Genomic DNA, 19,906 nt, shown 5'->3' with positions numbered 1-19,906 from the left:
TCACGCCTCCTTCAGCCAGAAAGCATCCGGCATGTAAATGCCGAGATAAGACGTTGGATCGAAGCCGTAGAGCGCCCGCTCCGGCACGTTCTGCATCTTGGCAGAACGCAGGATCGGCTGCAGCGCGCCATTGATGAGCCCGATCGAAAACACCTGCTGCGTATAGATCGACAGCATCTTGTGCCAGATCGCTTCGCGCTTGCGGAAGTCGGCAGTGGCACCCCACTGTTTCAGGAGGTCGACGAGCTCGACCGCCTCAGGCAGGTCGGGGGCGCTGCCCTCCTGGCCGGCAGACAAATAGTACATGCCCCAGATCGGCCATTGCAGCTGATCGTCGACGGTCGGCGCCAGCTGGCTTGGCGCCATGTCGGCGGTCGGAACGCCGTTTTCAATGCCGAACCACGTCGACATCATGATCGTGCCGCTCATGGCGCGGCTCTGAAAGACGTCACGCTGCGACGTTCGCGTGTAGAGCGCAAGCCCGATATTCTTCCAATGATCGCGGACGAGTTCGAGCACGTCGGTATCGAGTGTGCTTTCGCCGGAAGTTTCGACGGTGATTTCCGCTCGCCGTCCGTCCGGCAGCAGGCGGAAACCTTCGCCGTCACGCGCTTTGAGACCCAGTTCGTCAAGCAGGCGGTTGGCTTCATCCGGATCGAACTGAATGAAGGCGTCGGCGTATTCTTGCTTATAAAGCGGGCTGTCCTGCAAAACGGTGTCGGCGCTCGGCTTGCCGAGGCCGTAGAAGGCGACCATGTTGATTTCGTGCCGGTCGATCGAAAGTGACAGCGCCCGGCGGAAGCGAACGTCGCGGAAGAGCTTGCGCCAGGTTTCGTCGGCGCAATTGAGGTTCGGGAGCAGCGCGATGCGCGATCCGCGCGCCTGTTTCCAGAGATTGACTTTGACCGGGAAGCGCTTCTCGGCCTCTTTGAGGAAGGTATAGTCGTTGAAGTCGATGCCGGTCGCCTGCAGGTCGGATTCCCCCGCACCCGCTTTGGCCGCGATGATCGACGACGAGCTGACGTTCAGGATGAAGCGGTCGATATAGGGCAATTGCATGCCGTTTTCATCGACGCGATGGAAGAACGGATTGCGCACGAAAACGAATTGGTCGGCTGGCGGCGCTGTCGTGTTGCGCCATGGATCGAGCGTCGGCAGCTCCGGATTTTCCGGACGCGAGGCGCGCGACATCTTGATGTGCAGATCAACCCACTTCTTCACCCGGTTTTCCCGCATGAGTGCGGAAAGCCGGAAGTCATCCTGGTATTTCTTGTGGAACTGCTTGAGGTAATGGGCGGGACCGAAGATGACGAGCGGTAACGGGCCGGCGAGCGCCGGCAGGAAATTCGGGTTTGGCTTGTCCCAGCTATAGCGGACGGTGAATTCGTCGAGCACCTCGAACTGCGGAAGCACGCCGTGCGGGCGCAGCTCCAGCGCCCCGCCGCCGGGCGTCAGGGAGTTGTTGGAAATGACGTCTTCCCACCAGTAACGGAAATCGTCGGCCGTGAAGGGATGCCCATCGGACCACTTGTGGCCTTCGCGTAGGTGGAAGGTGAAGATGCTATCGTTTTCCGATGTATAGCCGCCGAGAATGTCGGCCTGGAACCGCAGGTGCTTGTCATACCCGACAAGGCGGGAATAGCCGTAAACGGTCATGTAGCGGATGTCGCGGGCGGCGCCGATGATGGTGCGCACAGAACCGCCGTAGACGCCGGGCGTCAGGCCGGCCTCTTTCATGTTGATGATGCGCGGATGCTTCGGCAATCGCTCGGGCATTGGCGGAATGCGATCTGCAGTCAAAAGGTCACGCAGGAATTCCGGCTCAATATCGCGGTCGCCCATATCACGTGCAGCAGCCGGTCCGACGGCTGCGCCTAGAAGGCCGCCGAGAAAGGTTCGGCGGGTTACCATGCACGCAGTTCCTTTGCATCTGCACCCTTGCGGGCGCGCACCAGATGACCGTTGCCGAGATCGGCATAGGCAAGTTCGGACGCATCGTCATGTTCGGCGGTAAAGGTGATGCCCCAGTTCTGTTTGTCGGCGGCGCCATTTTTGCGCAACGCTTCGAAATCAAGTGGCCGGTCGAGATCGGGGAAGGGGACGGCGGCAAGCAGTGATTTCGTGTAGGGATGCACCGGATCTCGCAAGATGATCTCGCGCGGGGCGATTTCGACGATGCGGCCCTTGCACATCACGGCGATGCGATCGGCCATGTAGTCGACGACGGCGAGATTGTGCGAAATGAAGAGGTAGGTCAGGCCGAGCTCTTTTTGCAGATCCTTGAGCAGATTGAGAATTTGCGCCTGCACGGAAACGTCGAGGGCGGAGACCGGCTCGTCCAGGATGATGAGTTTGGGACCAAGAGCCAGGGCTCGAGCAATGCCGATGCGCTGGCGCTGGCCACCCGAGAAGCTGTGCGGATAGCGGCTCAGGTAACGCCGGTCGAGGCCGATAGCGCCCATCAGCGCTTCGACCTTCTGCTTGCGTTCGGCGCTGTCCCCGCGATCGTGGATTTCCAGCGGCTCGCTTAGGATGTTGCGCACCGTCATGCGCGGCGACAGCGACGAGACCGGATCCTGAAACACCATCTGGATCTTGGTTCGCAGCGCCTGCAAATCGTCGCCCTTGACGGAAAGGACGTCGATCACGTCCTTGCCGTCATTGAAGATCACCGAGCCGCCATCGGGCGTGATTGCGCGCATCAGGATCTTGCTGACGGTGGTCTTGCCGCAGCCCGACTCGCCCACGAGCCCCAGACATTCGCCGCGCCTAATATCGAAACTGACGTCGTCGACGGCCCGCACGACTGCCGCTTGACCTCTGCCGAAAAGACTGCGCTTGCGCGTCGCAAACGTCTTGGAGAGATTGTTGACCGAAAGCAAAAGCTTCGGCCCGTCCGCACCCACCATTCGCTTTTTGCCGAGGAACGATTCCAGATTGACCGGAACATCACGCAGCGCTTTTAGCCGCTCGCCCGGCTTCATGTCAAAATGCGGCACGGCAGCCATCAGGCCCTTCAGATATGGATGCTGCGGATCACGAAATATCGTATTGACGGGTCCAGCTTCCATGATTTCGCCGTGATAGATCACGACGACCTCGTCTGCCATGTTGGCGACGACGCCGAGATCGTGTGTGATAAGCAGCATCGCCATGCCGAGCTTATGCTGGAGGTCGCGCAGCAGCTCGAGAATTTGCGCCTGGATCGTCACGTCGAGCGCCGTGGTCGGTTCGTCGGCGATCAGCAGAGCGGGCTTGCAGATCAGCGCCATTGCGATCATCGCGCGCTGGCGCATGCCACCTGAAAGCTCGAACGGATACATGTCGTAGGTGCGCTGCGGATTGGCAAATCCGACGAGGCCAAGCATCTCCTCGGTTCTTTCGCGTGCCTCGATCTTGTCGGCATCGGTGTGGATCAGCAGCACCTCGCTGATCTGGTTGCCGATGGTGTGGAGCGGCGAGAGCGACGTCATCGGCTCCTGGAAGATCGTCGCCATGCGCTTGCCGCGCAAATCCCGCATTTCCTCGCTGTCGCGGCCGAACTGCAGGATATCGGTGGTCTCGCCGTTGAGCGGATCGGTGAAGAGAACGCGGCCGGTCGCCTTTGCGGCGTTCGGCAGGATGCCCATGATCGACTGGCTGATGACCGATTTGCCGGAGCCGGATTCCCCGACAAGTGCGGTCACCTTGCCCGGAAGAATGCGCAGTTCAGCATTCTTTACAACGCGCAGCTTGTCTCCGAACACTGAGAATGAGACGTCGAGATTCTCGATGCGCAATAAGTCGGACGCGGACGCCATACCAACGATATTCCCAGTCTCTTTTGTGTTCCCGTTAAGGCACACTATCGTACCGCAATCGGGGTGTCCAGTTGATGACGGGGCATGGGGAACCGACACGTTTCGTCTGATTTACAAAAGCAAAAACAAGCATTTCAGCCGCAGCTTACTGAACGAATCCCTCGGCCGTCGCCCGCTTGGCCTGCTTCTTGGCATCGCGGTGGAGGAGGATGACCTGTTCGGCCTCGGAAAGGCCATTTGGCGCGACTTCGCGGAAATTACCGTCGATGGCGCGTGCCGGTGCGGGCGCGCGCGGCTGAAGGATCGTCACCTTTTGGCGGATGCCGCGCAGCTTCTCTTCACCAAGCGTCGTCCATTCACCGCCGCAGTAACCGGCAAACGCCTGGCTGGCGACGACCTCGCGATTGTACTTCTTCGTCAGCGCCTGCAGACGCTGGACTTCGTTGACGGCCGAACCGAAGGCCGAAAACGTCAGGCGGTCCTTGAGGCCGACATTACCGAGCATCACGTTGCCGATATGCAGTCCGATGCCATAATTGATCGCGCCAAGACCTTTTTCGGCGCGTTCGTTGTTGAGCTCGGCAACGCGGGCTTGCGCCTGATGGACGGCAGAAAGGGCCGCCTGCGAGGCGATCTTCGACGGATCCTTATGACGGCCGCAGGGGTAGACGGCGAGAAAGCCGTCACCGAGGAAGCTTAATATCTCGCCGCCGTTGCGGTTGAAAGGTGCTGCAATCGCGTCGAAGAACTCGTTCAGCGTGTCGATATAGGCCTGCCGGCCTTCCTTTTCGGCATACATCGTCGACTGGCGCATGTCGCCCATGACAAGGGCGGCCCGAATCGTTTCTCCGTCGCCGCGGCGGATCTGGCCGTTCAGCACGCGCTTGCCTGCGTCGCCGCCGAGATAGGTCGTCAACATGTTGTTAGCGAGCTTGCCAAGCACGGCCATCTTGGCGGCGACGGCCAGATGGTTCTGCATGCGCAGCAGCGCATCGATCATGTCGTCGGAAAAGCCAAAATGATTGTCCGTCGACCACGAGCCCATCATGCCCTGGACGGAACCGTCGCCGAAGGGCTGCACGAAGGCGAGATAGTCGGTGATCTTCTCGGCGCGCAGGTCCTCGAAAATCGGGAATTCCGCAGTGCCATCAAGCGAGATGCGGCGGCGGATATGCTGTAGATTGTTGTCGAGAAGATAGTAATACGGGCTTTGGAGAAAGCGGTCGGGCTTTGCGCCCACCGAATGGCGGTAGCCTTCGATCGTGACGCCGCTCGCACGCCGCCAGGTGAAGCCCAAAGCGTCATAGAGCGGATGAAGCATCGAAAAGGTCAGGTGCACGCGCGCGATCGGGAGACCGGCGGCAGCAATCCGCTCGCAGAACCCGCGAACGATGTTTTCGAGATCATCACCGGCAAGCGAGGAATTTGTCAGCCATTCGGCGACGCGGTCCAGAAGGATGGAGGACACGCTGGATTCGATCGTGCTCATTCTTGGTATTATCCTCATAAAGCACGTCCGTTCCTGAAGACGATAGAAAACCGGCCCGCGGCACTGTCGTGCGCAGGGCGGAAATTCAAGATGGACGAGCGGTATTATCGTGTCAACGATCTGCCGAGGAACCGGCAGACGTACCTGTCAAACCCACAAAAACCGGGAGGACGGGCAGCCCTTTCCGTCATTCACTTATTCGATTTAAATAGGCGCGCCGGGAATGCGAAACAATGGCATCGGCGCATTTTTCTCCGCTTGGACAATCATCTCGAGCAGCTTGCGAGTCTTTTCGGTCACACCGGAAAGACCTACCCTGCGGGCCGATGCGGGCAAGGCGATCACGCCGGCTTCACATCGCCGTTGGAAGACGCCGGGTTTCAATCTCGGCGATCTTGCATTATCTCACGGCCTAACTTCCTCTTATTGAAGAGATCTGTCTTGGCCAGCCCATCCTCCTTCGCCGACCTTTCCGCAAAGATTAAAGACCGCTCGGCCCGTGCGGGCGTCATCGGGCTCGGCTATGTCGGCCTGCCGCTGGCGATTGCAATTGCCCGAAGCGGTTTTGAAGTGACCGGCTTCGACATCGATCCGAAGAAGATCGTAGCGCTCGATGCCTGCAAATCCTATATCGACGCGGTGGCAGACGAGGCATTGACCGCCGAGAGGGAGGCGGGCCGCTTTTCGGCGACGACGGACTTTACTGGCCTTGCAGCCTGCGACGTCATCGTCATCTGCGTGCCGACACCACTTACGAAGCATCGCGATCCGGATCTTTCCTATGTCGAAGCGACGTCACGCTCGATCGCAGCGCATCTTCGTGCCGGTCAGCTCGTCGTTTTGGAATCGACGACCTATCCCGGCACCACGGACGACGTCGTGAAGGTCATCCTGGAAAAGACGGGCCTGAAATCGGGCGTGGATTTCTTCGTCGGCTTTTCTCCAGAGCGCGAGGATCCCGGCAACCAGCACTATCACACCGCGACCATTCCGAAGGTGGTCGCTGGCGACGGCGCGGAAGCGCTAGACCTGATGAGAGCCTTTTATGGCGCGGCGGTGAAAACCGTGGTTCCCGTTTCTTCCAACGCGACGGCCGAAGCGGTGAAGCTTACGGAGAACATCTTTCGCTCGGTCAATATTGCACTCGTCAACGAGCTGAAGACCGTTTATGCGGCGATGGGCATCGATGTCTGGGAAGTGATCGACGCGGCCAAGACCAAGCCGTTCGGCTATATGCCGTTCTATCCTGGGCCCGGACTCGGCGGCCACTGCATTCCGATCGATCCGTTCTATCTGACATGGAAATCCCGCGAGTACGAACTGCCGACGCGCTTCATCGAACTTGCGGGCGAGATCAATTCGGCGATGCCGCGCTATGTCGTCGGCAAGCTTGCAGAAGCACTGGATATCCGTTGCGGGAAGGCACTGAGCCGCAGCAAGGTTCTGGTCCTCGGTCTTGCCTACAAGAAGAATGTCGCAGATATCCGCGAGAGCCCGTCGCTACGCTTGATCGAGATCATTGAGGAGCGCGGCGGCAAGGCGGATTATCACGATCCGTTTGTGGCTGAAATTCCGCCGACCCGCGAACATCAGGCCTTGAAAGGACGCAAATCCGTGGCGCTGGCGCCGGAGATCTTGGCAGATTACGACGCTGTGCTGGTCGCAACCGATCACGACCAAGTCGATTACGCCGCGCTTGTCAAAAACGCGCCGCTGATTGTCGACACGCGAAACGTCTTCAAGCGGCTCGGCCTTTCGGCAGGTCACGTCATCAAGGCGTGACGCTTGCCGCCGAAACAGCCTTGCCGGTGATCTTGGCGGCGGCAACGGCATAGCCGCCGTTTGCGCCATCTATGAAATGCATGTGGTCGCGTGAGAGCGGCGTCGGCACGAAACACGTCATCAGTGCTGATTTCTGCCGATGCAGGCCGTAGCGGGCAATGCCGCCGGCTTGCGCTTGATCGAGCAGCTTTTCGATCCGCCTCAGACGTGTGGCATCTACATCGATCGTCATCTTCAGCCCGTCGTCGAATTTGCGGAAATCCGAGTTTCCGGCAACGTCCTCCTTGTAGCGCTGGGCGTCGAATTTGCCGAGCGGAATCCCGATTTTATAGAGCGCGGAAAGGAGGGCGAGCTGAAGCACGATGAAGAGCTTTGTCAGAAAGCGCTTTCCCTTCGGTGCAGTCACCTTGACTTCGCGATCGATGCCTTTCATCGAAAAGGACAGCTTGGGACCTTCCGGCGGTATCGGATGGCCGCCTCGGCCCTGCTCGGCGGCAATCGCGACGATTGCCGTGACCAGTTGTTGAAACTGCGCGCCTGCCCCCATTGCGCCGGCAACGGCAATGATGGAGACGATTTCTCCATGTCGCGATTCAATCGGGTTCCAGCGGCAGGAGAGGCCGGCGAGGTCCGGCCGGGTGCCTGGGGCGGCGCGCGCAACGGCGTACTTGCCGTCTTTCATCTGCCGTTCGGCCCAGCTGTTGCCGCCTCCTGAAAACATCGCGTAGCTGACGTAGGGGCTCGCGGAATAACGTGCGATCATGACATCGAGACCTTCGCGGCGGATATCGGCGAGCGGCACGACGGCGGCGCGCAAGATGAAGCCGAGCTCTTCTTCGGCCCAGATCTGTACGGCTGCGAGAGCATCGCGCGCAATCATTTCGAGTGATCCCGGCAGAGCGATGAGCGCCCCGTCGCCACCGAAGACGAAGGGATAATCGCCCTTGCTGACGGCATTCAAGACGGCGGAGATAACAGAGGCGCCCGCCATGTTGACGTCCTTGTAGCGTCCGGCTTCGATCGCCTGCGTCGACCCGACGATATCAGCAAGCGCCAAAATCCAGCCGTCCGGCAGTGGCCGGTAGTTTCCAGCATCGGTCACGTCCTCGAAATCGGTGAAGACCGGCACTGTCGCGAAGAATTGTTGATCCGGAACGGCATTCATAATCCGACCTTATCACAGACGCGTGTCGCCGCGGCAACGGCATTTTGATTTACGGTGGTCGACTTTGCGCGGTTTCATGTGATAGCACCGGATTGCAAAAATGAATGACGGACAAGGACATAGATGAGCCGCCTCGACAGCTTCATCCGCCGTTTGACGGCTCAGCGCGACATCCTCAATTCCATCTGTGATCTGGTGAAGGAGACAGAAGGTCCGGTTTTGGAATTCGGCCTTGGAAATGGCCGGACCTATGATCATTTGCGCGAGCACTTCCCGACCCGCCGCATAATCGCATTCGATCGCGAGGTGCATTCCTATTCGGCCTCGACCCCGCCTGCCAACGACATGGTGACGGGCGATATCCGCGAAAGCGGCCAAGCCTTCATCGGTATCGGTGCAGCACTTGCCCATGCCGATATCGGGACGGGCCATGACGAGATCGATGCAATAACGCTGACCTGGCTGCCGCAGCTGGTGGCCGGCGTTCTTACAAGGGGCGGCGTCGCCGTCAGCGGTCTGCCGCTCGATTGGCCGGAGCTTGAGCCGCTGCCGCTGCCTGACGGCATCAAGGAAGGACGGTATTTTCTCTACCGGAGGATATAAGCCTGCTTAGGTGCGCAGGTTTCCCGTGCCGTAGGGCCAAGAGCCCACTTCCTGCGCAGCTCGGTTGTGCATTTGATGAGGCGCCTTCGGTCCGGTCATCCGCACCGATGACAAGCAGGAGACGACGGTCACAGACGTCATTGCCGCCAGCGATGCGGCAAGCGGACGCATAACGCCACGCTTGCGTCGGCTTCGGCCGTCCTTGCTGGCGTCAACTGCCATCTATCCCTTGCCATGCATGTGCACGCCGGGGGGCCGCAAGCGAGGGATCAGGGCAGCAAGAGGACGTCGTACTGATCAATGCCGCCTGGCAGGTCGCGGACCTTCATTTCCTGCTCGCCCTCCTCGAAGAAGACGACGCAATCCTCATAGCAGCCGGCAAGCATCGTTACGAAATCGCGGGTCTGTTCAAGGCCGTAGAAAATGGGTGTGAATTCCATGTAGAGCGGCACGCGCCGCGACATCAGCGGAGCCATGGAGCGGCAGGCGACAGGCTCGTAGCCTTCGATGTCCATCCAGACGAGGCTGACGTCGTCCGGATTGAGACCTGCCTCGCGGAGGATGTCGCTCACCGGCTTTACCGGGACGCTCACCTTCATATCCGATGAATTCCGTCGAATGGCGCTGCTCTTTCCATGGTTCGTTGCGTTGAGAAAGAAGTCGATCTCCCCTGCAGTCTCGCCTGCGGCGCAGTTGACGAGCGTGACCGTCTCCTCCAGCCGGTTCTGGCCAATGTTGGTTTGCAGCAGCCGGAAATTGCGAGGATCAGGTTCGACGCTGACGATGCGCGAATAAGCGTTGCTCAGCGCGAAATAGACCGTCTGCGTGCCGATATTGCCGCCAAGCTCGAGCAGCACGCCGTCCTTTCGCAAAAGGCCGCGCTCGCGCAGCACCGCCAGGAGCCGATCGACGTTCCCGCGCTCGAAATGCCCCTTCCGGAAGACTTTGCGGCCGATATAGTCGGATGGCGAAAAGGTCATCAGATGATCGCCGGCATCAACGGTCATGGAAACGACCCGCGGGCCGATGTTCTCGATGAGCAACCGCCGGCCGAAGCGCGTGTCGAAGAAGCGGCTTGCCACGGCGTTCCGCGCTCTGCGCAGGCGCTTTCGCCAGTATTTTTTTGATCCCAACGCGTCAACGGCCATCAGGCTTTCCCATTGAGCGGCCCACCCGCCCGTTCCTTGTGGATCACATAGACTTTCAAAGGCAGCGCCCGGCCGCGCACACTGATGTCGCGGCTTTCGATGCCGCGCATATCGGCGCCCGACAGGTCGGCCACAGGCTCGGAAATGACGAGCGCTGCACCGAACTCCTTGGCGGCGTTTTCAAGGCGGCTGGCAACGTTTACCGTGTCGCCGACGGCGGTGAGATTTCGCACCCTGCCGTACCCCATCGTCCCGACGACGGCCGGTCCAAAATGAATGCCGATCGCGATCTGAAGCGGTATCGTAAGTTCATCGGCGAGTTCGGCGCCGAGTTTTTCAATTTCCGACGTGATCGTTTCGGCTGCTTTCAGCGCCTGGCGGCAGGCCTCGCCGGGCGAAGTGCCGATGCCAAAAAGGGCCATGGCGCCGTCGCCGATGAACTTGTCTATCCGTCCGCCGGCTTGTTCCACTGCCTTGCCGACGAGGGCGAAGTAGCGGTTGAGCAGGAAAACGATGTCGAAAGGCAATCGGGTTTCCGTCAGACTCGTGAAATTGCGAATATCGCAGAAAAGCACGGCAATTTCACGCTCCCGGCCAGGACTTGTTTCCTGCGTGTTGGCAGGAAGGGCCGTTTCGGTCGCCGGGATCAGAAGTGGCGCGACGGTGATGTCATGGTCCGGGCGCAGCTGACAGGCGAGACGCACGTCCGGCGCCGCATTGATGCGCTCGAGCGTCTTCTGCTCCAGTTGATCAGGTTGCGGCAGGCGTTGGTAGTCGCCGAGGATCTGAACCCGGCAGGTGGAGCACTGTCCCTTGCCGCCGCAGACCGAGTAATGGGGCAGCCCGCCGAGACGGCTCGCCTCCAGCACCGTAAAACCGCGTGGCACCTTGATCGTCTCACCCCCCGGATAGTGCACGGCAATCTGGTCAGTGCGCTCCTTCCACTTGCGGCGGGTGCGCGCGGCGACGACGGACAGAAGCGCCAGCGAGAAGCTGCCATAGAGCCCGGCGCGTATCATCGCGATCTGCCGCTGGGCGTGCGGGTCGGAATAATAGCGGGTATTCAGGTTTTCCTGATAGCGCCCGGTGTCGACAAGACCCTCATAGTCCGGCTCGGCGATCGTGCGGCCCATCTCGATAAAGCCGAGCAGCGAAAGCACGGGCAGCAGGATGGCAAGCGCCAGAAGCAGCGGTGCAAGACCGTCGTACCAAGGCCGGTAGCGCAGCCAGAAATGCAGGCCGATGCAGCCGTGGATCCAGACGACGATAAGCGCGACTGCCTGCCGGATGCCGTTGCCGAAGGAGAGGATCCACAGCTGGCGAACGACCGTTTCGTAGTTGTCGGCATATCTGTAAAGTTCATGGACGATACGGGTTCCGATCACATGATCGATCAAGAGCAGCGGGATGGCGAGGCCGAGCACGATCTGGGCCATTTCACCGTTTGGCATGACCAGGCTGCGACGCATGTATAGCGAGCGAAGCACCAGCGCGATGTGAATGAAGATCGCGCTGTAGAAGATCAGCGTGCCGAGCGGATTTCGCCAGAGGGCGACAAACAGCCGGCGGCCGTCATCGGCAGCAGCGACGGAAATGAGGCCGAGTGCATGGTTCGACAGGTGGAGGACCACGAAAGTGAACATGACAAGGCCCGAGCCGAGCCGGGCGCGCCGGATGTTGCGCTCCGAAAAAATGCCTGTGTCCGCGATGGTTGCCATTCATTTCCGTTCTTGACGTTCACCTGCATATGCCGAAAGTCGGTTAACTTTAGATCGTCTTTTCCTAAATCTGAATCCGCCACCAGTTCGAGACGCTGGAGCGTGACCTGCGGAAAACCGTTTCACAGCTTCGAGGATCATGCTCTAGAGATGTTGAGGTGAAAGCGAAATGCCATCTGCTCCAGCCACGATCACATTCCATATGTTTATCAGTAACTTTTAAGGAAACGGACAATAGCGGTAATTTTTGCGATAGGCTGGATGGGCGGCGCAATAAAGCGCTTTCTCAATGGAGCGTCCTGATGCGGATTGCATTTTACGCGCCGCTGAAATCCCCAAACCATCCGACACCATCCGGCGACCGCCTGATGGCACGGCTGCTTGTCGAGGCGCTGCATCGTTCCGGTCATTCGGTCGAGATCGCCTCCGAGTTCCGCAATTTTGCGCCAACTCCCGAGGCGGCAACTATGCTTGAAGGCGAGCGGCAGGCGGAGCTTTTCCGGCTAAAAAGCACGTGGCGCCGTGGACCAAAACCGCATCTGTGGTTCTGCTATCACCCGTACTACAAATCGCCGGATCCTTTCGGACCCGTGCTTGCGGCCGAATTCGGCATTCCCTACGTCACTGCCGAGGCGTCCTATTCCCGCAAACGCGACGCCACCGGCTGGGCATCGGCGCAGGCGACGGTTGCGGCGGCAATCCGGCAGGCGGCGGTCAACATCGTGCTCACGGAACGCGACGGGGCAGGGATCGGGCAGGCTGTTCCCGAGGCCCGTCTTGCTTCAATCAAGCCGTTCATCGACACGGCATCGATCAAAAACATCGATCTGCGGCCGGATTCGAAACGGCTCGTGACGGTCGCCATGATGCGCGCCGGCGACAAGATGGCGAGCTATAAGGTGCTGGCTGCGGCACTGCGCGTGATCGAAGACAAGGCCTGGACGCTCGGCATCATCGGCGATGGCCCGATGCGGGCGCAAGTCGAGGCGCTGTTTTCGGATTTCGCGCCCGCCCGCATCGATTGGCTGGGCGAACGAAGTGCGTCAGACGTCGCAAGTCTGCTCGCTCGATCGGGAATCTATGTCTGGCCCGGTTGCGGTGAAGCCTATGGCCTTGCCTATCTCGAGGGGCAGGCGGCCGGCCTGCCTGTGGTGGCGCAGCGAACAGCGGGCGTGCCAGCGGTCATTGAAGATGGGGTGACAGGCATATTGACGGCAGATGGCGATATCGACGCCTTTGCCGCCGCCACCGGCCGCCTGCTGGACGATCCGGCGCGACGCCAGGAAATGGGCGCGGCGGCGCGGCACTTCGTGCTGGAGGAGCGATCGCTGGAGATCGCTGCCCTGGACCTCGACAGAATACTGAAACGATACGCAGGAGTGGAACCATGAGCGGCAGTTCGACCTGGAAACCCCTCCGTGAGGAACTCGCGCGCTGGCGGGAGGCTGGAAGGGTGGCCCGCTTCTGGTGGCGCGATGACGATGCGATCGAGCCGACGGCGGCGCTCGACAGATTGCTCGGCCTTTCCAGCGCGCATAAGATCCCGGTGACCGTTGCCGTCATCCCGGCAACGACCGGTCCAGCACTTTCTCAACGGCTTTCGGGTGCGAGCGGGGTCAGCGTAGCCGTGCATGGCTGGTCGCACGAGAATTATGCGCCGCCGCAACAAAAAAAGCAGGAACTTGGCGGACACCGGCCGGCGGAGGCCGTGCTTGGCGAACTTTATGATGGCTTCCTGACGCTGCACCGGCTGCATCCGGCCAGGTTCATTCCCATGCTGGTGCCGCCATGGAACCGCATCGACGGCAGCCTTGTTCCCAAGCTCCCGGCACTTGGTTTCGAATGCATGTCGACGTTCGGCCGGGCGACTGCGGGGGCGGCGATCCCGCTCCTCAACACCCATATCGATATCATGGGACGGCGAGCGGACGGAAAGGGGCCGCGCGTCGGCCGACCGCATGACGAAATTGTAAGCGAACTTGTGGGAGAACTGCAGGACCGCTTCGAAGGCCGAAACGAGCCGGTCGGCCTGCTGACCCATCACCTCGCGCATGACGAGACGGCGTGGAAATTTACCGAGGCATTTCTCTCGGAGGCCAACAGTCATCAGGCGATTTTATGGAAACCGGCAGCTGAGCTGCTGAAAGATCAGATGTCGACGACCTGATTGTCACGCGCGGCGAAGGCGCCGGGGAATGCTGCCTGGGCATTCTTTTCCATCTGGCCAAGCTGCTCGTCCGTGCGCGAAGGCGCGTGATGGAAGAGCGCGAAGCGTTTCGTTCCTGCCATTTTGGCCAATTCGATGCCGTGCTGCCAGGTCGAATGGCCAAAGCCCTTGAAGCGCTGCATCTCGTCTTCGTTGTAGGTGCAGTCGTAGATCGCCAGATCCGCATCCTTCATCAATTCCAGAGACACCGGGTCATAAGTGCCGGGGATATGCTCGACGTCGAATACAAGCGCGACGATCCGGCCGCCCCACTCGATGCGATAGCCGATCGCCCCGCCTGGATGGTTCAGTTTGTAGGTCTTAATGCGCACACCCTCGCGCGGAGAAAGCATGTCGCCGGCATGGAAATCGCGGAAGTTCATCGTTGCCTGGCAGATATCGGTCTTTACCGGAAACCAGGGCGGGCTGATGAACTGATCGACCATATCCTTGGTGCTCATCTTGCCGTCGAGATGGCCGGACCAGATGTTGACATTGATCGAGGGATAGTAAATCGCCTTGAAGAAGGGCAATCCAATGATGTGGTCGTAGTGACAGTGGCTGAAGAACAGATCGACCTGCGTGACGCCTTCGTTGAGCATCGCAAGCCCGGCCTCGCGCAGCCCGGAGCCTGCGTCGAAGATCAACCGGTGGCCGCCGCAGCGCAGTTCGATGCAGGTGGTGTTGCCGCCGTAGTGATCGAATTCGGGGCCCGATACCGGGATGCTGCCGCGAACGCCCCAAAATTTTACCTGAAACTGATCGTTACTCATGGTTCTTCAAAATCGGGCTCCCGCACAGCGCTATCGTAATCATAGTTTAACCCTGATGCGAAGTGCGGAATTCCTCGCGGGTGCCTCTATCTTGCCTATTCTCCCAATCGCTAGCAGCAGAAGGAGTAGATTTTCCTAAGGCAGCAGGAGTTGGTCGGAAAGCAGCCGGATATGGTTTGCTTTGCGTAAACGGAAATGCCGGAGTCTGAAAGCCGACGGACATCTCCTGTTCTATTAGGTGGCTCTTCCGGGGCGAAAATACAATTTTCCGCTTTTTTCTAGCCCATCTTCGTCGGATTGAATGTCACAAGATTGAGATCAAACGATTGCAAGGCCGTCCTATTGGCAGATCCACGGAATCTTGCCGGTTGCGTTCGCGCAGCCGGCAATACTAGAGGCTGGCGGCGATGCCGCCATCGACCATCAGCATATGGCCGTTGACGAAAGAGGAAGCGTCCGAAGCGAGAAAGACCGCCGCGCCGACCAGTTCCTCGACATTGCCCCATCGGCCTGCAGGTGTGCGCGTCTCCAGCCAGGCCGAGAATTTCGGATCGTCCACCAGCGCCTGGTTGAGCGGCGTTTTGAAATAGCCGGGGGCGATCGCATTCACCTGCAGGCCGTACTTTGCCCAGTCGGTCGCCATGCCGCGGGTGAGATTTCTGACCGCACCCTTGGTCGCCGTATAAGGAGCAATGCCCGGCCGGGCGAGTTCAGCCTGGACAGAGGCGATGTTGATGATCTTGCCCCTGCCGCGCCCAATCATCGCCTGCGCCACGGGCTGGCTGACATAGAAAATGCTTGAGACATTGGTCTTAAGCAGTTCATCCCACTTTTCGATCGGGAAAGATTCCAGCGGCGTTCGAAACTGCATTCCGGCATTGTTGACGAGGATGTCGACCGGGCCGATCTCGCTTTCGATATAGGCGACGCCATCGCGCGCGGCGGCAGCATCGGTCACGTCGAAGGCGGCACTCAGCGCATGCAATCCCCTTGCCCTGATCGTCTCTGCTGCAACTGCCGCCTTCTCGGCATTGCGGCCATTGATGACCAGGGAAGCGCCGTGTTCTGCAAGGCCAAGGGCCAGCGCATGACCGATGCCCTGGCTGGAGCCGGTAACAAGCGCTCGGCGGCCGGTGAGGTCGAATAAGGGGAAAGACAAGCGGGGCGCTCCTTTATTGCGGTGCCCGATTGAAGAGGAGTCCTTGGGCCGATGCAAGCATCGTTTTGACGCAAGGCGCTCCGGTCTGTTATGTGCGGCACTGCAATGGAGGTTCATCATGCGCATCCGCAACGAGACAAAAGCCGATATCCCGGCGATCCGCGCGCTGGTCAGCACGGCGTTTGCCGGCAAGGCCTACAGCAGCCAGACGGAAGCGGCAATTGTCGATGCCCTGCGCGGGAACAGAGCGCTTTCCGCCACGCTCGTTGCCGAAGATGAAGGCCGTATCGTCGGCCATATCGCGTTCTCACCGGTGATGATCAATGGCAGGGATTTGGGCTGGTACGGCCTCGGACCAATCGCGGTAACACCCGAAAGGCAAGGCGAGGGGATCGGTACTGGTCTGGTGAAGGGTGGACTTGCAGCCATCCGCAAACTCGGCGCCCAGGGATGCGTCCTGCTTGGCGATCCCAAATATTACGGCCGGTTCGGCTTCAAGGCGGATGCTCGCCTCAGGCTTGCAGGTGTTCCGGCCGAATATTTTCAGGCATTGTGCTTCAGCGGTGAAATGCCGTCCGGCACGGTCACCTATGACGCGGCTTTCGACATCACGAATGACGAGGCGCCACGCCACGTGACCTAGTGCAGCCCGCCGACCCCGAGCAGACGTTCCACGGCGGCGTGATCCGTCGACAGCGCTTCGGGCGTGCCGGTCCAGGCAAGGCGCCCCCGTTCGAGGATGATGACCTGATCGGCGAAGTCGAGCGCACTCTGGATGCGTTGTTCGACAAGCAGGATCGTCATGTCGCCGGTCTTGGCGAGTTCGGAAAACGCGGCCATCAACTCTTCGCAGATGATGGGTGCGAGACCTTCCAGGGGTTCGTCAAGCAGCAGAACGGAGGGGCGGCCGAGAATCGTGCGGGCAGTCGACAACATCTGCTGCTCGCCGCCGGAGAGTTGGCCGCCGAGATTGCGGCGGCGCTCCTTCAGACGTGGAAACATCGCGTACGCCTCTTCGAGCGCCGTCTTCGGCCGTCCTTTGAGACCGACGAAGAGGTTTTCCTCAACCGTCAGCGTCGGGAAGATGCAGCGCGCCTGCGGCACATAACCGAGCCCTTGACGGGCGCGAGCTGAGCTGGCCATGGCGGTGAGGTCTGCGGAGCCGAGGCGGATGCGGCCGTCATAACGCCTGGTCTGTCCGGCAAGCGTCGCAAGCAAGGTTGTCTTGCCCATTCCGTTGCGGCCAAGGATGGCAAGGCGGGCGCCTGCGGGCACGGCGAATGAAACGTTTTCGAGAACCCGCGTCGGTCCATAGCCAGCGGAGAGATTGTCGACCTCAAGCGGCGTGGCTGGCATTGGCATAGCTCCCGAGATAAGCCTCGCGCACGCGGGCATCCTTGGTGACCTCGACCGGCGAGCCGTCGAAAATGATGGTGCCCGCCGCAAGCACGATGACACGCCTGGCGAAGCGGAACACGAGGTCCATATCGTGCTCGATCATCAACACAGCGAGATCGGCCGGCAGATCGGCGAGTGCCTGCTCGATCCGGGCGGTATCGCTTTGCGGCACGCCGGCAGCAGGTTCATCAAGCAACAGCACCTTCGGTTTCAGTGCCATGGCGACGGCAATCTCGAGGAGACGCTGCTGTCCATAAGCAATTTCACTGACCCTGCGGCACATGAGATCGCCAAGGCCGAGTGTGCCGAGCAGATCGGTGACTTCTGCCATGAGATCCGGCATCGCGAGAAAGTTGCCGAACATCCGGCCAGTGAGTCCGTCACGCTGCAGAATCGCGAGCGCGACGTGTTCGGCCGGCGTCATTTCCTGGAAGAGCCGTGTGACCTGGAAGGAACGGACGAGGCCGCGCCTGACGCGGCCCGCCGCACCAATTCTCGTCACGGTCTCGCCACCGAGGCGGACATCGCCGGCGTCCGGCGAAAGGTTGCCAGTGACGAGATTGACGAAAGTGGTCTTGCCAGCGCCGTTCGGGCCGATGAGCGCGACGCGGTCACCTGCTGCCACCGAGATCGATACATCGTTGGTCACCACGAGGCCACCGAAGGATTTCCTGAGCTTGACGACTTCGAAGACGGGGCTCATTGCGCAGTCTCCTTCCGGCGGACGAAAAAGGCAGTTGCGGTCCCATAAAGGCCCTTCGGTGCGAAGAGGACGACAGCGACCAGTAACGCGCCGACCATCGTCAGCCAGTGGAACGGGTTTGCAGCCGAGACATAATCTTCAAAGAGCATGAAGATGACGGTGCCGGAGAGCGCACCGAAGAGCGAGCCGGTGCCGCCGAGAACGAGCATCACGAGGCTTTCGGCCGAAAGCGTGAAGGAGAGGCTGTCGAGGCCGACCACCTGTGTGGAGATGGCATTGAGGGCTCCACCGACACCGGCGACGGCGCCTGAAATCACATACATCTTCATCAGCGCCGCTTTCGGCGAGGCGCCCATGGCCCGGATGCGCAAGGCATCTTCCTTGATGCCGCGGCAGAGCATGCCAAAGGGCGAACGCACCACAAGGCGGAGCAGAATGAAAACGACAAGCAGCAGGATCACCCCGAAAACATAGGCGGTATGGCCGTAGAGGTCGAACTCGAAGGTGCCGAAGATTGGATCGGCCGAGATGCCGGATAGGCCATCGCTGCCGCCGGTCCAGGATGATGCCTTGTTGGCGAATTCGTGGAAGAGGTTGATGAGCGCGATCGAAAGGACAAGCTGCGGCAGTCCGTGGGCACGCAGGATGACGATGCCGCAGACGAGGCCTGCAGCAGCGCCACCGGTGATACCGGCAAGCGTCATCAACAGAGGATCGGTGATGCCGTAATGGGCCGAGACGATGCCCGCCGCATAGGCGCCGGAGCCGAAGAGTGCTGCATGGCCGAGCGTCGCCACGCCGCAATATCCGGTGACGAGATCAAGCGAGAGAACGAGCAATGCGATTGCGATGACGCGCGTCAGCAGCGCAAGGTTATCCGGAAAGAGTAAATAGCCGATGCTGGCGAGCGCGACGATTGCGGCAATGCCGGCTGTATCGCGGACGAAAAAGCGATTGCGCCGGATGGGTACTGCTGTCGTGGTTTGCGTGTTCATGGCGAGCGTCATCCTACTTCACCCTTCCGGCAAAGCCGCGCGGAAAAACGCAGATGATTGCAATGACGGCGAGATAGAAGAAGAATTCCCCGTATTCCGGCATCAGGTAGCGGCCCGTGGTGTCGATGCCGCCAAGAACCAGGCAGGCGATCAGTGCGCCGGGAATCGAGCCTGCGCCGCCGACCGAGACAACGACGAGGAAAGTCACCATGTAGCGCAGCGCATAATAGGGCTCGACCGGCAAGAGCTCCGCGCCGACCACGCCGCCAAAGGCGGCCAGGCCGACGGCGACTGCGAAGCTCAGTGCATAGATGATCTCCGTGCGCACCCCAAGCGCGGCGGCCATGGCGGCATTATCAACGGATGCGCGCAGTTTTACACCGAAACTTGTCTTTTCGATCGTGTACCAAAGGGCGCCCGCTACCGCGAGGCCGCAGAAGATGGCAAAAAGCCGGTGCACCGGAATGGTGCGAAAGCCTAGATCGGCGGAGCCCTGCAGGCCGTCTGGCAATGGGATTGTCTTCAGCGTCGGCCCCATGACGTAGTTGGCTATGCCGATGATGCAGAAGGTGATGCCGATCGTCATCAGAACCTGGGTCAGTTCCGGCGCGCCGTAGATGCGCCGGTAGAGGAAGCGTTCGACCGGAATGGCGATGACGATGGTTCCAGTGACGGCGACAAGAACTGCGATGCCGTAGCCAAGGCCAAGATCGCGCGTTGCATAGGAGGCAATGTACCCGCCGATCATGGCGAAGGCACCGTGGGCAAGGTTGACGACCCGCATCAGGCCCATGGTGACCGAAAGGCCGATCGAGATCACGAACAGCACCATGCCATAGGCAAGCGCGTCGACGGCAATGCTGAAGACAGTCTGCATGAGGCTCGTGTGTTCCTTATCTCAGCAGGTGCTGAAGCCCGCTCTGCGTCGTTGAGGGCGCCGTCTCGCCCCATCCACCTGCCGGAACCT

Annotated in this window: 18 protein-coding genes and 1 pseudogene; 6 read left to right on the top strand and 13 right to left on the bottom strand. The window is 60.3% G+C overall.

The window, feature by feature from the left end; translation table 11 throughout:
* The 4 genes from ACZ9DP_RS09590 to ACZ9DP_RS09575 all read right to left on the bottom strand — a co-directional run bounded on the left by ACZ9DP_RS09590 (position 1) and on the right by ACZ9DP_RS09575 (position 5,673).
* Entirely contained in the window at positions 1 to 1,911 is a 1,911-nt protein-coding gene (locus tag ACZ9DP_RS09590; protein WP_476201396.1) for an ABC transporter substrate-binding protein, read from the bottom strand.
* Positions 1,905 to 3,800 carry an ABC transporter ATP-binding protein gene (locus ACZ9DP_RS09585; protein ID WP_476201395.1) on the bottom strand — a complete coding sequence of 632 codons (1,896 nt, stop codon included), beginning with the start codon at positions 3,798 to 3,800 and terminating at the stop codon, positions 1,905 to 1,907. Before ACZ9DP_RS09585 ends, ACZ9DP_RS09590 begins: the two co-directional genes overlap by 7 nt.
* Positions 3,801 to 3,945: 145 nt before the next feature.
* Complete coding sequence (locus ACZ9DP_RS09580) at positions 3,946 to 5,289, bottom strand: adenylate/guanylate cyclase domain-containing protein (protein ID WP_476201393.1); 1,344 nt, start codon at positions 5,287 to 5,289, stop codon at positions 3,946 to 3,948.
* A gap of 204 nt (positions 5,290 to 5,493) precedes the next feature.
* Entirely contained in the window at positions 5,494 to 5,673 is a 180-nt protein-coding gene (locus tag ACZ9DP_RS09575; RefSeq protein ID WP_476201392.1) for a hypothetical protein, read from the bottom strand.
* 57 nt (positions 5,674 to 5,730) lie between these two features.
* On the opposite strand from ACZ9DP_RS09575, the gene ACZ9DP_RS09570 reads away from it, so the two are divergent.
* On the top strand, positions 5,731 to 7,071 hold the full coding sequence (locus ACZ9DP_RS09570; protein WP_476201391.1) for a nucleotide sugar dehydrogenase: 1,341 nt from the start codon (positions 5,731 to 5,733) through the stop codon (positions 7,069 to 7,071).
* On the opposite strand, the gene ACZ9DP_RS09565 is transcribed toward ACZ9DP_RS09570, so the two are convergent.
* The gene (locus tag ACZ9DP_RS09565; protein ID WP_476201389.1) at positions 7,061 to 8,236 is read right to left on the bottom strand and encodes a DUF3095 domain-containing protein; all 1,176 of its coding nucleotides are present in this window, start codon (positions 8,234 to 8,236) and stop codon (positions 7,061 to 7,063) included. The genes ACZ9DP_RS09570 and ACZ9DP_RS09565 overlap by 11 nt on opposite strands.
* A gap of 123 nt (positions 8,237 to 8,359) precedes the next feature.
* Between ACZ9DP_RS09565 and ACZ9DP_RS09560 the strand changes: the two genes are divergently transcribed.
* Entirely contained in the window at positions 8,360 to 8,839 is a 480-nt protein-coding gene (locus ACZ9DP_RS09560) for a class I SAM-dependent methyltransferase (protein ID WP_074071583.1), read from the top strand.
* A 41-nt stretch (positions 8,840 to 8,880) separates the two neighbouring features.
* Positions 8,881 to 9,136: pseudogene (locus tag ACZ9DP_RS09555) on the top strand (hypothetical protein); the annotation flags it as partial.
* Here the strand turns inward: ACZ9DP_RS09555 and ACZ9DP_RS09550 are convergent.
* Both ACZ9DP_RS09550 and ACZ9DP_RS09545 read right to left on the bottom strand, forming a co-directional pair.
* Positions 9,109 to 9,987 carry an FkbM family methyltransferase gene (locus tag ACZ9DP_RS09550; RefSeq protein WP_476201388.1) on the bottom strand — a complete coding sequence of 293 codons (879 nt, stop codon included), beginning with the start codon at positions 9,985 to 9,987 and terminating at the stop codon, positions 9,109 to 9,111. The pseudogene ACZ9DP_RS09555 and the gene ACZ9DP_RS09550 sit on opposite strands and share 28 nt — an antisense overlap.
* Positions 9,987 to 11,705 carry an adenylate/guanylate cyclase domain-containing protein gene (locus tag ACZ9DP_RS09545; protein WP_074071585.1) on the bottom strand — a complete coding sequence of 573 codons (1,719 nt, stop codon included), beginning with the start codon at positions 11,703 to 11,705 and terminating at the stop codon, positions 9,987 to 9,989. Before ACZ9DP_RS09545 ends, ACZ9DP_RS09550 begins: the two co-directional genes overlap by 1 nt.
* Positions 11,706 to 12,007: 302 nt before the next feature.
* Between ACZ9DP_RS09545 and ACZ9DP_RS09540 the strand changes: the two genes are divergently transcribed.
* Positions 12,008 to 13,096, top strand: a complete 1,089-nt coding sequence (locus ACZ9DP_RS09540) for a glycosyltransferase family 4 protein (protein ID WP_074071586.1) — start codon at positions 12,008 to 12,010, stop codon at positions 13,094 to 13,096.
* The gene (locus ACZ9DP_RS09535) at positions 13,093 to 13,872 is read left to right on the top strand and encodes a polysaccharide deacetylase family protein (protein WP_476201387.1); all 780 of its coding nucleotides are present in this window, start codon (positions 13,093 to 13,095) and stop codon (positions 13,870 to 13,872) included. Before ACZ9DP_RS09540 ends, ACZ9DP_RS09535 begins: the two co-directional genes overlap by 4 nt.
* Here ACZ9DP_RS09535 and ACZ9DP_RS09530 read toward each other — a convergent pair.
* Both ACZ9DP_RS09530 and ACZ9DP_RS09525 read right to left on the bottom strand, forming a co-directional pair.
* Positions 13,854 to 14,684, bottom strand: a complete 831-nt coding sequence (locus ACZ9DP_RS09530) for an MBL fold metallo-hydrolase (RefSeq protein WP_074071588.1) — start codon at positions 14,682 to 14,684, stop codon at positions 13,854 to 13,856. The two genes, ACZ9DP_RS09535 and ACZ9DP_RS09530, sit on opposite strands and share 19 nt — an antisense overlap.
* Before the next feature lie 391 nt (positions 14,685 to 15,075).
* The gene (locus ACZ9DP_RS09525) at positions 15,076 to 15,843 is read right to left on the bottom strand and encodes an SDR family oxidoreductase (RefSeq protein WP_476201386.1); all 768 of its coding nucleotides are present in this window, start codon (positions 15,841 to 15,843) and stop codon (positions 15,076 to 15,078) included.
* Between the two features lie 118 nt (positions 15,844 to 15,961).
* On the opposite strand from ACZ9DP_RS09525, the gene ACZ9DP_RS09520 reads away from it, so the two are divergent.
* Positions 15,962 to 16,486: a GNAT family N-acetyltransferase gene (locus ACZ9DP_RS09520; protein WP_476201385.1), complete on the top strand. Its 525-nt coding sequence runs from the start codon at positions 15,962 to 15,964 to the stop codon at positions 16,484 to 16,486.
* On the opposite strand, the gene ACZ9DP_RS09515 is transcribed toward ACZ9DP_RS09520, so the two are convergent.
* The 4 genes from ACZ9DP_RS09515 to ACZ9DP_RS09500 are packed head-to-tail and all read right to left on the bottom strand — an operon-like array spanning position 16,483 to position 19,816.
* A complete protein-coding gene (locus ACZ9DP_RS09515; RefSeq protein ID WP_194731389.1) occupies positions 16,483 to 17,199 on the bottom strand; it encodes an ABC transporter ATP-binding protein in 717 nt (238 codons plus the stop codon). The genes ACZ9DP_RS09520 and ACZ9DP_RS09515 overlap by 4 nt on opposite strands.
* Entirely contained in the window at positions 17,180 to 17,944 is a 765-nt protein-coding gene (locus ACZ9DP_RS09510; protein ID WP_074071591.1) for an ABC transporter ATP-binding protein, read from the bottom strand. The genes ACZ9DP_RS09515 and ACZ9DP_RS09510 overlap by 20 nt, the downstream gene beginning before the upstream one ends.
* A complete protein-coding gene (locus ACZ9DP_RS09505; RefSeq protein WP_194731388.1) occupies positions 17,941 to 18,951 on the bottom strand; it encodes a branched-chain amino acid ABC transporter permease in 1,011 nt (336 codons plus the stop codon). The genes ACZ9DP_RS09510 and ACZ9DP_RS09505 overlap by 4 nt, the downstream gene beginning before the upstream one ends.
* A 1-nt stretch (position 18,952) precedes the next feature.
* Positions 18,953 to 19,816 (bottom strand): branched-chain amino acid ABC transporter permease, encoded by an 864-nt coding sequence (locus ACZ9DP_RS09500; RefSeq protein ID WP_239601034.1) that lies wholly within the window; start codon positions 19,814 to 19,816, stop codon positions 18,953 to 18,955.
* Positions 19,817 to 19,906 lie beyond the last annotated feature (90 nt).

The sequence above is a fragment of the Rhizobium sp. USDA 4016 genome (assembly GCF_056279705.1).
This window is presented reverse-complemented; position numbering and strand designations above follow the sequence as displayed.

Bases quoted from the DNA above. Each gene is read 5' to 3' on its own strand.
- ACZ9DP_RS09565 (WP_476201389.1), bottom strand. From the start codon at position 8,236: ATGAATGCCGTTCCGGATCAACAATTCTTCGCGACAGTGCCGGTCTTC.
- ACZ9DP_RS09520 (WP_476201385.1), top strand. From the start codon at position 15,962: ATGCGCATCCGCAACGAGACAAAAGCCGATATCCCGGCGATCCGCGCG.
- ACZ9DP_RS09505 (WP_194731388.1), bottom strand. From the start codon at position 18,951: ATGACGCTCGCCATGAACACGCAAACCACGACAGCAGTACCCATCCGG.
- ACZ9DP_RS09550 (WP_476201388.1), bottom strand. From the start codon at position 9,987: ATGGCCGTTGACGCGTTGGGATCAAAAAAATACTGGCGAAAGCGCCTG.
- ACZ9DP_RS09580 (WP_476201393.1), bottom strand. From the start codon at position 5,289: ATGAGCACGATCGAATCCAGCGTGTCCTCCATCCTTCTGGACCGCGTC.
- ACZ9DP_RS09510 (WP_074071591.1), bottom strand. From the start codon at position 17,944: ATGAGCCCCGTCTTCGAAGTCGTCAAGCTCAGGAAATCCTTCGGTGGC.
- ACZ9DP_RS09545 (WP_074071585.1), bottom strand. From the start codon at position 11,705: ATGGCAACCATCGCGGACACAGGCATTTTTTCGGAGCGCAACATCCGG.
- ACZ9DP_RS09585 (WP_476201395.1), bottom strand. From the start codon at position 3,800: ATGGCGTCCGCGTCCGACTTATTGCGCATCGAGAATCTCGACGTCTCA.
- ACZ9DP_RS09590 (WP_476201396.1), bottom strand. From the start codon at position 1,911: ATGGTAACCCGCCGAACCTTTCTCGGCGGCCTTCTAGGCGCAGCCGTC.
- ACZ9DP_RS09500 (WP_239601034.1), bottom strand. From the start codon at position 19,816: ATGCAGACTGTCTTCAGCATTGCCGTCGACGCGCTTGCCTATGGCATG.
- ACZ9DP_RS09540 (WP_074071586.1), top strand. From the start codon at position 12,008: ATGCGGATTGCATTTTACGCGCCGCTGAAATCCCCAAACCATCCGACA.
- ACZ9DP_RS09530 (WP_074071588.1), bottom strand. From the start codon at position 14,684: ATGAGTAACGATCAGTTTCAGGTAAAATTTTGGGGCGTTCGCGGCAGC.
- ACZ9DP_RS09560 (WP_074071583.1), top strand. From the start codon at position 8,360: ATGAGCCGCCTCGACAGCTTCATCCGCCGTTTGACGGCTCAGCGCGAC.
- ACZ9DP_RS09515 (WP_194731389.1), bottom strand. From the start codon at position 17,199: ATGCCAGCCACGCCGCTTGAGGTCGACAATCTCTCCGCTGGCTATGGA.
- ACZ9DP_RS09535 (WP_476201387.1), top strand. From the start codon at position 13,093: ATGAGCGGCAGTTCGACCTGGAAACCCCTCCGTGAGGAACTCGCGCGC.